The organism is Rhodanobacter ginsengisoli, from assembly GCF_042657065.1.
Taxonomy (GTDB): domain Bacteria; phylum Pseudomonadota; class Gammaproteobacteria; order Xanthomonadales; family Rhodanobacteraceae; genus Rhodanobacter; species Rhodanobacter ginsengisoli.
The window spans coordinates 673,848-685,608 of the sequence record NZ_JBHSNF010000002.1 but is presented as its reverse complement, the minus strand read 5'-3'; the positions used below and the strand labels follow the sequence as shown (position 1 = coordinate 685,608).

Annotated in this window: 13 protein-coding genes; 8 read left to right on the top strand and 5 right to left on the bottom strand. The window is 66.7% G+C overall.

All coding sequences use genetic code 11. The annotated features are described in order from the left end of the window. The first annotated feature begins 35 nt into the window (after window positions 1–35). Together fghA and ACFPPA_RS12290 are read left to right on the top strand one after the other, a co-directional pair. Entirely contained in the window at window positions 36–884 is an 849-nt protein-coding gene (gene fghA, locus ACFPPA_RS12295) for an S-formylglutathione hydrolase (RefSeq protein WP_377320251.1), read from the top strand. Continuing rightward, window positions 884–1,435, top strand: a complete 552-nt coding sequence (locus ACFPPA_RS12290) for a GNAT family N-acetyltransferase (RefSeq protein ID WP_377320249.1) — start codon at window positions 884–886, stop codon at window positions 1,433–1,435. The genes fghA and ACFPPA_RS12290 overlap by 1 nt, the downstream gene beginning before the upstream one ends. Window positions 1,436–1,510: 75 nt before the next feature. On the opposite strand, the gene ACFPPA_RS12285 is transcribed toward ACFPPA_RS12290, so the two are convergent. Then, complete coding sequence (locus tag ACFPPA_RS12285) at window positions 1,511–2,842, bottom strand: DEAD/DEAH box helicase (RefSeq protein WP_377320247.1); 1,332 nt, start codon at window positions 2,840–2,842, stop codon at window positions 1,511–1,513. Between the two features lie 159 nt (window positions 2,843–3,001). After that, on the bottom strand, window positions 3,002–3,679 hold the full coding sequence (locus tag ACFPPA_RS12280; RefSeq protein WP_377320246.1) for a class I SAM-dependent methyltransferase: 678 nt from the start codon (window positions 3,677–3,679) through the stop codon (window positions 3,002–3,004). On the opposite strand from ACFPPA_RS12280, the gene ACFPPA_RS12275 reads away from it, so the two are divergent. Next, window positions 3,678–5,189, top strand: coding sequence for an MFS transporter (locus tag ACFPPA_RS12275; RefSeq protein WP_377320244.1), 1,512 nt, complete (start codon window positions 3,678–3,680; stop codon window positions 5,187–5,189). The genes ACFPPA_RS12280 and ACFPPA_RS12275 overlap by 2 nt on opposite strands. A gap of 37 nt (window positions 5,190–5,226) precedes the next feature. Beyond that, window positions 5,227–5,712, top strand: coding sequence for an FKBP-type peptidyl-prolyl cis-trans isomerase (locus ACFPPA_RS12270; RefSeq protein WP_377320242.1), 486 nt, complete (start codon window positions 5,227–5,229; stop codon window positions 5,710–5,712). A gap of 230 nt (window positions 5,713–5,942) precedes the next feature. Here the strand turns inward: ACFPPA_RS12270 and ACFPPA_RS12265 are convergent, their stop codons facing one another. Next, entirely contained in the window at window positions 5,943–6,518 is a 576-nt protein-coding gene (locus tag ACFPPA_RS12265; protein WP_377320240.1) for a C40 family peptidase, read from the bottom strand. Between the two features lie 149 nt (window positions 6,519–6,667). On the opposite strand from ACFPPA_RS12265, the gene ACFPPA_RS12260 reads away from it, so the two are divergent. From ACFPPA_RS12260 to ACFPPA_RS12245, 4 genes are all read left to right on the top strand, one after another. Further along, window positions 6,668–7,927: an NAD(P)/FAD-dependent oxidoreductase gene (locus tag ACFPPA_RS12260; protein WP_377320238.1), complete on the top strand. Its 1,260-nt coding sequence runs from the start codon at window positions 6,668–6,670 to the stop codon at window positions 7,925–7,927. A 71-nt stretch (window positions 7,928–7,998) separates the two neighbouring features. After that, window positions 7,999–9,345 carry a glutathione-disulfide reductase gene (gene gorA / locus ACFPPA_RS12255; RefSeq protein WP_377320236.1) on the top strand — a complete coding sequence of 449 codons (1,347 nt, stop codon included), beginning with the start codon at window positions 7,999–8,001 and terminating at the stop codon, window positions 9,343–9,345. 14 nt (window positions 9,346–9,359) lie between these two features. Further along, a complete protein-coding gene (gene hutG, locus ACFPPA_RS12250; RefSeq protein WP_377320234.1) occupies window positions 9,360–10,139 on the top strand; it encodes an N-formylglutamate deformylase in 780 nt (259 codons plus the stop codon). Window positions 10,140–10,325: 186 nt separating this feature from the next. Further along, window positions 10,326–10,565 carry a hypothetical protein gene (locus ACFPPA_RS12245; protein ID WP_377320232.1) on the top strand — a complete coding sequence of 80 codons (240 nt, stop codon included), beginning with the start codon at window positions 10,326–10,328 and terminating at the stop codon, window positions 10,563–10,565. Window positions 10,566–10,658: 93 nt separating this feature from the next. Here the strand turns inward: ACFPPA_RS12245 and ACFPPA_RS12240 are convergent, their stop codons facing one another. Next, on the bottom strand, window positions 10,659–11,087 hold the full coding sequence (locus tag ACFPPA_RS12240) for a RidA family protein (protein ID WP_377320231.1): 429 nt from the start codon (window positions 11,085–11,087) through the stop codon (window positions 10,659–10,661). Next, entirely contained in the window at window positions 11,084–11,752 is a 669-nt protein-coding gene (gene can / locus ACFPPA_RS12235; protein WP_377320229.1) for a carbonate dehydratase, read from the bottom strand. Before can ends, ACFPPA_RS12240 begins: the two co-directional genes overlap by 4 nt. Window positions 11,753–11,761: the final 9 nt, after the last annotated feature.

The following is an 11,761-nucleotide window of genomic DNA, read 5'->3' as shown; positions in this document are numbered from 1 at the left end:
CCATGCGTTGCCTCACTGACGCCAGGGATCACCCGATGGACAGGCTCGAAACCATCTCCGAACAGCGGTTGCACGGCGGCCTCCAGGGGTTCTATCGGCATCGCTCGGAAGCCTGCGACGGGCCGATGCGTTTTGCCGTGTACCAGCCGCCCCGGGCGGCACGACAGCCGTGCCCGGTGCTGTATTTTCTGGCCGGGCTGACCTGCAGCGAGGAAACCGCGACGATCAAGGCCGGCGCCCAGCGACTGGCAGCGGAGCTGGGTCTGGTTCTGGTGATGCCCGATACCAGTCCGCGCGACACCGGTTTCGACGGCGCCACCGGCGACTGGGAGTTCGGCGAGGGCGCCGGTTTCTATGTCGACGCCAGCCAGGCGCCGTGGTCGTCGCGTTTTCGCATGCACAGCTACGTGGTGGACGAGTTGCCGCAGCTGATCGCCACGCAGTTCCCGGTGGACACCTCGCTCAGCGGCATCTGCGGCCATTCGATGGGCGGCCACGGCGCGCTGACCATGGCCTTGAAACATCCGGGGCGCTATCGCTCGGTGTCGGCCTTCGCGCCGATCGTGGCGCCCAGCCAGGTGCCATGGGGACACAAGGCGTTGCCGCGCTATCTGGGCGACGACCCGGCGGCCTGGGCGGACTACGATGCCTGTGAACTGGTACGCAGGCGGGTGTTTCCGGGCACCATCCTGATCGATCAGGGTGAGGCCGACCCGTTCCTGGACACGCAGCTGAAGCCGGAACTGTTCGACCAGGCCTGCGCCGAAGCGGGGCAGCCCCTGCTGCTGCGTCGACACATCGGCTACGACCACAGCTACTGGTTCATCGCCAGCTTCATCGACGATCATCTGCGTCATCACGCCAGGGCCCTGGGAGTGGCGTGATGGTCCTGCCCACGCTGACGACCGGGCGCACCACGAGTCGCCTGCCCGAACCCGCCGACGCCTCCCGGCTGCTGCACTACCGGGTGTGCAATCGCGAGCATTTCGCTCCCTGGGAACCCACGCGCGAGGCCGGTTATTACACGCTCGAGCACTGCCGGCAGACGATTGTCGACGCGAACGAGGCCGCGCGACTGGATCGCGGCTATCCGTTCCTGGTGTTCGACCCGGGCGAACGGGAAATCCTGGCCGGTTTCACCCTGAGCAACGTGGTGCGCGGCCCGTTCCAGGCCTGCCTGCTCGGTTACGGCATCGGCGCCCGGTCACAGGGGCAGGGGCTGATGCACGAGGCGCTCGAAGCCGGTCTCGCGTGGGGTTTCGACGAGCTGGGCCTGCATCGCGTGATGGCGAACTACTTGCCACGCAACGAGCGCAGCGCACGGTTGCTCGAGCGGCTCGGCTTCGAGCGCGAAGGCTGCGCCCGGCACTATCTGCAGATTGCCGGGCAGTGGGAAGATCATGTGCTCACGGCGAAAATCCGCGCTGGGGACTGAGTATCGCTTCGGACCCCGCAAATGAATGTGGCGGCCATCGGGCCGCCACATTCGGTATCACTCGAGCCGGTCGGCTCAGGCCTTGGCGGCCGGGCGCTGGTTCGAGCGGCGGCGCTGGTTGCCGGCGGCGTGGTCGCCACGCCCCTGCGGCGCATAGCCATTCGGCCGGGCCGAACCGGCGGGCTTGCCCTGACGCGGTGCGCCCTGACGCGGCTGACGCTGACCGCCGCCACCCTGCTTCGGGCGCGGCGCGCCGGCATCAAGACGCAGCGGCGCCGATGGCTCGTAACCGGTCACGGCGTTGATCGCGATGTCCTGCTTCAGCAGTTTGCGGATGTCGTGCAACAGGCCGCTTTCGTCATGGCTGACCAGCGATATCGCGAGGCCTTCCATGCCGGCGCGACCGGTGCGACCGATGCGGTGCACGTAGTCTTCGGCCACCGAGGGCAGGTCGAAGTTGATCACGATCGGCAACTGTTCGATGTCGATGCCGCGGGCGGCGATGTCGGTGGCCACCAGCACGGTGACGCGGCCGCTCTTGAAGTCACTCAGGGCGCGGGTGCGGGCGTTCTGGCTCTTGTTGCCGTGGATCGCGGCGCTGCGCAGGCCCGAGGCATTGAGGTAGGTGACCAGCTTGTCGGCGCCATGCTTGGTACGGCTGAACACCAGCGACTGGCGGCGGCTGTCCGCCGAGAGCAGGTGCAGCAGCAGGTCGCGCTTGCGTGCGGAATCGACCGGATGCACCTGATGGCTGACCAGGGTGGTGACGGTGTTCGGCGCCGAGACCGAGATCTCGCGCGGGTTGTGCATGAACTCCATCGCCAGCGTCTTGATCGCCGGTGCGAAGGTGGCCGAGAACAGCAGGGTCTGGCGCTTCTTCGGCAGCGCGGCGAGGATGCGCTTCAATGCCGGCAGGAAGCCCATGTCCAGCATGCGGTCGGCTTCGTCCAGCACCAGTGTTTCCACCGCGGACAGGTCCAGCGTGCGCTGCTGCATGTGGTCCATCAGGCGACCGGGCGTGGCGATGACGACGTCGACGCCGCGACGCAGCGCGTTGATCTGCGGTCCCATGCTGACGCCACCGAAGATGGTGGTGGCGCTGACCTGCACATGCTTGCCGTAGTCGCGCAGGTTCTCATGCACCTGGGCTGCCAGTTCGCGGGTCGGGGTCAGTACCAGTGCGCGCGGACGGCGCGTCATGGTCTGGCCGCTGGTCGACAGCTTCTGCAGCAGCGGCAACGCGAACGCGGCGGTTTTGCCGGTGCCGGTCTGGGCGGCGGCGAGCAGGTCGTGACCTTCCAGTGCGGCGGGAATCGCGGCGAGCTGGATCGGGGTGGGCTGGGTGTAGCCGTAATCGGCAAGCGCACGCAGCAACGCGGGCGCAAGGCCCAGCGAATCAAAAGACATGTAACACTCCTGAGCAACCCGGAGTGTTCATACCGTGTTGCAGACTAAGGGAAAGGGGCGGCGATGTGCCGAAGCAGTCAAGAGGCGACTGCGCCGGCTAGTGTAGCCGATTTGTCGACGCGACGTACGCCTTGCGTGGATCAACCGGAACGGCACGCTTCAATCGTGTCGTTGCGCCACGATCAGATAGCTGTTGAACGGAGTGCGTCCGCGCAATGGCGTGATGCGGACATCGAGTCCGGCGTTTTCCAGCGGCAGGCGCAGTTCCATGGCCGTCGGGTAGTGCTGGGCACCGCCGGGAATCCAGCCGGAGCGACGCAGGAAGAACTCCTCCACGCGGGTGGCATGAAAGCGCCAGTTCGGCTCGCGCAACACGTTGCGGATGATCAGCCGGCCGCCCGGCGCCAGATGCTGCAGTGCCGCCGCCAGCATGGCCTGCTGCCCGGGTGCCGGCAGATAGTGCAGCACATCGAGCAGGGCGACATTGCCCTGGATGGGCGGTAACGACGCGACATCGGTCGGGTGGAACTGCATCTGCTGCTGCAGGCCGACGGATTGCGCGGCAAGGCGTGCGGCGCTGATCTTGCGGAGGTCGTGGTCCAGCCCGACGTAACCGGGCAGACGGCCGAGTGCATGCAGGTATTGCCCCAGCAGGCCGATGCCGCAGCCAACATCCAGCAAGGGCAGGGTGGTGCCGGCGAGCAGTTCGTCGACGGCTACGTAGACCGGGTCGCAGGCGAGCTTCCAGCGCACGTACTGGCGCTGGGCGACGGGGGCATAGCAGCGGGCGATCGCCTTGCATTGCGATCGATCGAGATGGTGGCGTACCAGCGTCATGCAGCCGGATCGGCGGGGAGTGAGGTCATCGGACGGTTCCCGCGAGAGGAGGGGGCGCAACGTTTTGTCGGGTTCGGCCGGAAGTATGCGCGATCACTGTGTGACGACGGCATGGATGGGGCGTCCGCGCGGCCGCTGCGGGCCATGCACCGGACACAAGGTCGGGCAGTCTTCGTCGTTATTGCCCGGGTACCGGGTGACGCTGTGCAGCGCCGCCAGTCGTGGCTACGATGTCGGGAATATGTCCCATCAGTCGAACCTACCGGAGAAGAGCCGCGTGTCATGGATTGCATCCTTGCGGGAACTCGATTCGTCCCAGCGGCACACGGTGCTGGCAAGCTTCCTGGGCTGGACCCTGGACGCGTTCGACTTCTTCCTGCTGGTCTTCGTGCTGGGCGACATCGCCAGCGATTTCCACGTGCACAAGACGGCGGTGACGTTCGGCATCCTGCTGACGCTCGCCGCACGTCCGATCGGCGCATTGCTGTTCGGCCGTCTGGCCGATCGCTTCGGCCGACGCCCGGTGCTGATGCTCGACGTGTTGTTGTTCTCGACGCTGGAGCTGGCCTGCGCGTTCGCGCCATCGCTGACGGTTCTGCTGATACTGCGTTTCCTGTTCGGCATCGCGATGGGGGGCGAATGGGGTATTGGCGCCTCGCTGGCGCTCGAAAGCATTCCGATCAAGGCGCGTGGCCTGGTCTCGGGCCTGCTGCAGAGCGGCTACCCCTGCGGTTACTTCCTGGGGGCGATTGCCTACTGGGTGGTGTTCGACGCGCTGGGCCTGGGCTGGCGCGCCATGTTCGTCGCCGGAGCCTTGCCTGCGCTGCTGGTGTTGTACGTGCGCAGCAAGGTGCCCGAGTCGCCGGTATGGCTCGCCGGTCGTGCCGGCCAGCCACGCCGCAGTATCCGGGAGTCCATGCGCGGGCAGTGGAAGCGACTGCTGTACATGATGCTGCTGATGATGGCGTTCAACATGTTCAGTCATGGCTCGCAGGACATGTACCCCACCTTCCTGCAGTCGCAACTGCATTTCCAGACCGGTACCGTGACGCTCCTGACGATGCTGCTCAACGCAGGCGCCATTGTCGGCGGGCTGACTTTCGGTACGTGGTCCGAGCGCATCGGCCGGCGCCGCGCGATGATCATCGCCGCGTTGCTGGCCTTGCCGTGCATCCCGTTGTGGACCTGGGGCGGGTCACTGGTGCTGCTCGGGCTGGGCGCGTTCCTGATCCAGGTGATGGTGCAGGGCGCCTGGGGCGTGGTGCCGGCTTATCTCAACGAGCTGTCGCCCGACGAGGTGCGCGGCACCCTGCCGGGATTCGCCTATCAGCTGGGCAACCTGCTGGCGGCCAGCACCGCCACGGCACAGTCGTGGCTGGCCGAGCACAGCGGCGGCAACTACGCCCTGGTGATGGCTTCGTGGATGACCGTGGTGGCACTGCTGCTGGCGCTGCTGGCGTGGCTGGGGCCGGAGGTGCGCGGGATAGGCTTCGGCAAGGCGCGCTCCTGATAGAATCCGCGTTTTGCATCCCACGGCGAGACGCACAATGAAAGCTGGCAAGGACAAGGTCATTTCCCTCCACTACACGCTGACCGTGGATGGCGAAAAGGTTGAGAGTTCGCATGATGGCGATGAGCAGCTGTGGGTCCTGCTCGGGCATGGCCAGTTGATCCCCGGCCTGGAGCGAGCCATCGAAGGTCACGAGGCCGGTGAGAGCCTGCAGGTGGAAGTCGCCGCTGCCGACGGTTATGGCGAGCGCCAGGAAGGGCAGATCCAGCGCATGTCGAAAAAGTATTTTCCGCAGGCCAACCGCCTCAAGCCGGGCATGGTCACGACCTTGCAGCTGAAGGAAGGTGGCCATCGCGCGGTCACCGTGCACAAGGTCGGCATGAGCACGATCGACGTGGACGTGAATCACCCGATGGCCGGCAAGACCCTGCATTTCGACGTGACCATCGGCGAAGTGCGCGATGCCACCGAGGAAGAGATCGAGCACCGCCACGCGCATGCACCGGGCAGCGCGGCGCACTGATCGGCGGATGGAAGATCGGGGCAGGGATGACACCCGCTCCAGCAAGAGGAAACCGAAACGGCGCCCACGGCGCCGTTTTTCGTTGGCCCCTTCGCCCCCGCTTCAATCAAATATCGCGCTCTTTGCATTCGCCCCTTCTCCCTCCGGGAGAAGGTTGGGATGAGGGTGCACGGCGGCCCTCGAATCATCCAGGCTCTGGGTCGTCGCGCACGATCGAAACCGGGTGCCCCTCAATTAAGCACCCGCTTCGCATACGCGAAATGATCGCCCCAGTAGGGCCCGTCGATATCGTCCAGGCGGACCGTGCCGCCGCTGTTCGGTGCATGCACGAACCGTCCCTTGCCGACGTACACGCCGACATGGCTGATCGAGCCATTGATGTCGAAGAACACCAGGTCGCCGCTGGCCAGCTGGGTCATCCGGCGTACCTTGCGCCCGTTCATCGAGGCCATGTCATGCGAGGTGCGCGGCAGTTTGATCCCGGCAGCGGTGCGGTAGATGTAATCGACCAGGCCGCTGCAGTCGAAGCCGCCGGCCGGGGTATTGCCGCCCCAGCGGTACGGCGTACCGACCAGTCCGATCGCGCGAAACAGGATGTCATTGGCCTCGCCCGCACTGGCCGCCGAAGGCGCCCGTGGCGGCAGGTCGGCCAGCGCGGAGTGCGAGGCGCGGTAGGTGGGTTCGTGCCGGTGCGGCGAGCTGGCGCACGCCGCCAGCAGCAGGATCAGCACGCCGGGCAGCAGTTGCCGCACCGCGAGGGGCTGGCGTGGCGGGACGGTGAGTGGCGACGCGTAGTCCAGTGGCATGGGACAACCTCGGCTTGTGGCAAGTCGAGGTTATCAAATCAATGACTTGGGGGAAAGTTCTCATAATTTGGTGCAGGAAGCCATGGTTGCTTGTGCAAGGCCGCTGGTTCCGACGGCGGCGTAGCTGATTGGCTCGCTACAATCGAGCGATGGAATCCACGCATGACGACGTACTGGTTCTTGGCGGCGGGGTCATCGGCCTGGCGTGCGCGCTGTACCTGCTGAAGGCCGGTGCCGGCGTGCGGGTGCTGGAGCAGGGCACGCCCGGTTGCGGCAGTTCGCATGGCAATTGCGGCACGATCACGCCCAGCCACGCGGCACCGCTGGCGATGCCGGGCATGATCGGAGTCGCGCTGCGTTCGATGCTCAGTGCCGACGCGCCGCTGTATCTCAATCCGCGGTTCGACGGTGCGCGCCTGCGCTGGCTGCTGGGTTTCGCGCGGCATTGCAACTGGCGCGACTTTGCCGCCGCAACGACGGCGCGATGCTCGATCCTGCAACGCTCGCGTCGCTTGCTGGGCGAGCTGATTCGCGACGAAAAGCTCGATTGCGAATTCAGCGAACAAGGCACGCTGTATGTCTATCGCACGGCCGGATTGCGCGCGGCCGACGAGCACGATCATGCGAAGCTGCTCGACCGGCTGGGCATCGAAGTGCAGCGCCTGGACGGGGCGCAGGTCGAGGCGATGGAGCCGGCGCTGAAGCCGGGGGTGGCCGGTGGTCTGTTCCATCCCGGCGATGCGTCGTTGCGACCGGACCGCTACGTGGCCGAGCTGGCCAGGCGGGTGGTCGAGCTCGGTGGCGTGATCGAGCAGGGCGCGCGCATCGAGCATCTCGACACGGACGGCAGGCAGGTCACGCGGGTGCACAGCAGCCGTGGTGTATTCCAGGGCGCGCAGGTGGTGCTGGCGCTGGGGGCATGGTCGCCGTTGCTGGCGAAGCAGCTGGGGCTGCGCCTGCCGATGCAGCCGGGCAAGGGGTACTCGCTGACTTACAGCCGTCCACGGCTGGTGCCGCGCCATGCCCTGGCGCTGCGCGAGGCGTCGGTCTGCGTCACCAGCTGGAACGATGGCTACCGGCTGGGCAGCACGATGGAATTTTCCGGTTACAGCGAAGGACTCAATCGCACCCGTCTGGACGCCTTGCGCCGCGGCGCCGCCGCCGGCCTGCGCGAGCCGGAAGGGCCCGAACTGCTGGAGCAATGGTGGGGCTGGCGTCCGATGAGCGTGGACGAGGTGCCGATCATCGGTCCCAGCACCCGCTGGTCCAACCTGCAGCTGGCAACCGCCCATGGCATGCTCGGCGTGAGCATGTCGGCGGCCACCGGCGAACTGGTGGCATCGATGCTGGCCGGCACGGACCCGGCGATCGACGCGGCACCGTATGCGCCGGCGCGATTCGGTCTTTAGATCGTGCTGCGGCGTCGACCGTGACGTCAGCCGGCAGGGACTGCATGCAGTGAAGTTTCCCGGGAGTTGCGATGACCGCAAGCCATGACCTGATCGTGCTGGGCGCCGGTTCCGGTGGTCTGGCGACTGCTTTCCGCGCCGCGCAGCATGGTGCACGCGTGGGCTTGCTCGATCCGGCCGCGCTGGGCGGGACCTGTGTGCATCGCGGCTGCGTGCCGAAGAAGGCGCTGTGGTTTGCCGCCCAATGGGCGCAGGCGCAGCAGATGGCTGCCACCGTGGGCTTTGCCCTGCAGCCGGGTCCGCTGGACTGGGAGCACTTTCGCCAGCTGCGGCAGCGCTACATCGATGCGATCGACGAGCGCTACGCCCGACGACTGCAGGAGGCCGGCGTGCAGTTGCTGCGCCAGGCCGGTCGTCTTGTCGCCGCCGACACGATCGAGCTGGGCGATGGCAGTCGACTGCAGGCAGCGCAGATCGTGATCGCCACCGGCGCGCGCCCGCGCACCCTGAACCTGCCGGGCTTTCCATTGGGCATGGTTTCCGACGACATGTTTGCGCTGCAGTCATTGCCGCATCGGGCGGCCATCGTGGGCAGCGGCTACGTGGCGACGGAGTTTGCCGGGATGTTGCGGGCCTTCGGCAGCGAGGTGGATCTGCTGATGCGCGAGCGCCTGCTGGCAGACTTCGACGTCGAGCTGACGGTGGCCCTGCAGGAACAGATGCAGGCGCAAGGCATCCGCATCCGCCGCTGCAGTGCCGTGCAGGCGGCACATCGCGGTGCCGACGGCATCCTCCTAGACGATGCCCGGGCCGGCGCATGCGGCCCCTATGACGCGCTGCTGTGGGCGGTCGGGCGCGTGCCCAACAGCGAGGATCTGGGACTCGCCGCCGTCGGCGTGGAGACCGACGAGGACGGCCACGTCCTGACCGATGCGCGGCAGCAGTCCAGCGTGGCCGGCATCCACGCGGTCGGCGATGTGACCGGGCGCAAGGCGCTCACGCCGGTGGCGACGGCGGCCGGTCGCCGGCTGGCGGATCGGTTGTTCGGCGGCCAGCCGGAGGCGCCGCTGGATTACGACAATATTCCCAGCGTGGCGTTTTCCGAACCACCGCTGGGCATGGTGGGACTGACCGAGGCGACGGCGCGGGAACGGCATGGCGATGCGGTCACCGTCTATCGCCGCCGGTTCACCCCGATGCAGTGGGCGCTGGCGGGCAGGCAGGAGCAGAGCCTGATGAAGCTGGTCTGCGTGGGCAGCGAGGAACGCGTGCTCGGTATCCACGTGCTGGGGCCGGGTGCCGAGGAAATGCTGCAGGGCTTTGCGGTCGCGTTGACGCTGGGCCTGCGCAAGCGCGATCTGGATTCCACCGTGGCGATACACCCCAGTTCGGCGGAGGAACTGCTGCTGATGGGGTGAGTACAATGATGCGCATGGCCAACTTCACCTTGCAGCGCGGCCGGGTGCCGCTGCTGATCAGCCTGCCGCATGACGGCAGCTACATTCCCGACGACATCGCTGCGCGGATGCTCCCGGCGGCGCGCCGCTCGCCCGACACCGACTGGCATGTGGGGCGCCTGTACGAACCGCTGGCGCAGGCGCTGGGCGCCAGCGTGCTGAAGCCGCTGGCCTCGCGCTACGTGGTCGACCTCAACCGACCCGCCGACGGGCATGCACTGTATCCGGGGCAGCGCGAAACGGGTCTGGTGTCGACCGTCGGCTTCGACGGCGAGCCGCTGTATCGCGACGGCGAATCGCCGGACGGCGACGAAGTTCAACGGCGGATAAACGAGTTCTGGCAGCCCTACCATCACGCCCTGGCACAGGAACTTGCGAGGCTGTGCGCCGAGCATGGGCGGGCGATCTTGTGGGAAGGCCATTCGATACGCAGCCAGGTGCCGATGCTGTTCGAGGGACGCCTGCCGGATTTCAACCTCGGCACCGCGACCGGAGCCAGTTGCGGCCCCGCGCTTCAGACGCGGTTGCAAGCCTGCCTGGCCGCCCAGTCGCGCTTCACTTTTGCCGTCAATGGCCGTTTCAAGGGCGGTTACATCACCCGCCATTACGGTAGCCCCGGTACCGGCGTGCAGGCGGTGCAACTGGAGCTGGCACAAGTCAATTACATGGATGAAGCAAGTTTCGAATACGACGAGGGAAGGGCCGTGGCGGTGCAGGAGCTGATCGGCCGGCTGCTGCAGCTCAGCCTGGCCTGATCGCAGGACATTACGGTTCCGGTCAGGGTCGATGCAAAGTCAAGTCGCGGGGTGTCCGGCGCGCGGAAAATTCCGCGATCCATTCAGCCACCGTATGCCGTTTTCGTTGCAATGTCGGCTTGTCGCGCCACCCGAGGTGCCGGGTTCCGGCCGGGCTCGCGATAACCTGTTTCGAGGCTCGACATCATGATGCGTAAACTTCTGATCGCTTCCCTGCTGGTGGCGGGTGTGGCGCTTTCCGGTTCCGTGCTGGCCCAGGCTACGACCCCGGAGCCGGCGGCTCAGGCAACTCCCGCGGCAGCTCCAGCGCCGGCGACGCCGACGCCGAAGGCCACCATGACCCACAAGTCGCACCACAAATCCCATCACAAGACCCATCACAAGGCAGCCAAGACCGCGCCGGCGAGTGCCTCTTCGGCCGGTTGATGTCGTTGTCGCGAGTCAGACCCCGCCGAGGTAACCCGGCGGGGTTTTTCATGGGGGCGATTCAGCCATCGAGCGGCACCCCGCGCAGGAGGATCAGCGCGGTACCGCGGGCACTGCCGCGACGCATTTGAGCTCGATCGCGATCGGCGTCGGCAAGGCACTGATGCCCAGGGTGGTGCGGCAGGCATCGACCCCGGCGAAGTATTCCGCATACAGCCGGTTGTAGCTCGCGAAGTCACGCTGCATGTCGGTCAGGAACACGGTCACATCGACCAGGTCGGTCCACGCGGCGCCGCTGGCTTCGAGCACGGCACGCACGTTGGCGAAGACCTGCCGGCACTGGGCCTCGATGTCGTAGCCGGTCAGCCGGCCGTCGGCATCGTGCACGTTGCCGGGAATCGCGTTGTTGCCGGGCTGGCGCGGACCCACGCCGGACAGGAACAGCAGGTTGCCGACGCGGCGCGCGTGCGGATAGGCACCGACCGGCGCGGGCGCGGCCTCGGTGCGGATGATGTCGCTCATCCGGTGATCGCCGGGGTCTGCAACAACCGATGCAATGCCTGTTCGTAGGCCGGTTGCAGCGATGCGCGCGAGTCGACATGCATCGACAGGTCGTTCATGTGGCCGTTGTCCAGGCTGTAGCACCACGCATGCACCGACAGCTTCTGGCCGCGTTCCCAGGCATCCATCACCATCGTGGTGCGGCAGACGTTGGTCACCTGCTCGATCGCGTTCAGTTCGCACAGCCGTGCATTGCGCACGGCCATCAGGTCGAGCGAGGCGAGCATGCCGGAATGCTTCTGGGCCACGTCGCCGACGTGGCGCAGCCAGTTGTCGACCAGCCCGATCCGGCGCTCGTCCAGCACCGCCTGCACGCCGCCGCAGCCGTAATGGCCGACCACGATGATGTGTTCCACCTTGAGCGCATCGACCGCGAACTGGATGGTACTGAGGCAATTGAGGTCGGTGTGCGAGACCACGTTGGCCACGTTGCGCTGCACGAAGATCTCGCCCGGCGGCAGGTCGACGATCTGGGTGGCCGGTACGCGCGAATCGGAACAACCGATCCACAGGTATTTCGGCGACTGTTGCTGGGCAAGCCGCTCGAAGAAATGCGGGTCGGCCGCGTGCGTGGCGGCGGCCCAGCGGCGGTTGCTGTCGATCAGGTGCTGCAAGGGGCTGCTCAAGATGTGGCT

Bases quoted from the DNA above. Each gene is read 5' to 3' on its own strand.
- fghA (WP_377320251.1), top strand. From the start codon at position 36: ATGGACAGGCTCGAAACCATCTCCGAACAGCGGTTGCACGGCGGCCTC.
- ACFPPA_RS12290 (WP_377320249.1), top strand. From the start codon at position 884: ATGGTCCTGCCCACGCTGACGACCGGGCGCACCACGAGTCGCCTGCCC.
- ACFPPA_RS12285 (WP_377320247.1), bottom strand. From the start codon at position 2,842: ATGTCTTTTGATTCGCTGGGCCTTGCGCCCGCGTTGCTGCGTGCGCTT.
- ACFPPA_RS12275 (WP_377320244.1), top strand. From the start codon at position 3,678: ATGCAGCCGGATCGGCGGGGAGTGAGGTCATCGGACGGTTCCCGCGAG.
- ACFPPA_RS12280 (WP_377320246.1), bottom strand. From the start codon at position 3,679: ATGACGCTGGTACGCCACCATCTCGATCGATCGCAATGCAAGGCGATC.
- ACFPPA_RS12270 (WP_377320242.1), top strand. From the start codon at position 5,227: ATGAAAGCTGGCAAGGACAAGGTCATTTCCCTCCACTACACGCTGACC.
- ACFPPA_RS12265 (WP_377320240.1), bottom strand. From the start codon at position 6,518: ATGCCACTGGACTACGCGTCGCCACTCACCGTCCCGCCACGCCAGCCC.
- ACFPPA_RS12260 (WP_377320238.1), top strand. From the start codon at position 6,668: ATGGAATCCACGCATGACGACGTACTGGTTCTTGGCGGCGGGGTCATC.
- gorA (WP_377320236.1), top strand. From the start codon at position 7,999: ATGACCGCAAGCCATGACCTGATCGTGCTGGGCGCCGGTTCCGGTGGT.
- hutG (WP_377320234.1), top strand. From the start codon at position 9,360: ATGGCCAACTTCACCTTGCAGCGCGGCCGGGTGCCGCTGCTGATCAGC.
- ACFPPA_RS12245 (WP_377320232.1), top strand. From the start codon at position 10,326: ATGATGCGTAAACTTCTGATCGCTTCCCTGCTGGTGGCGGGTGTGGCG.
- ACFPPA_RS12240 (WP_377320231.1), bottom strand. From the start codon at position 11,087: ATGAGCGACATCATCCGCACCGAGGCCGCGCCCGCGCCGGTCGGTGCC.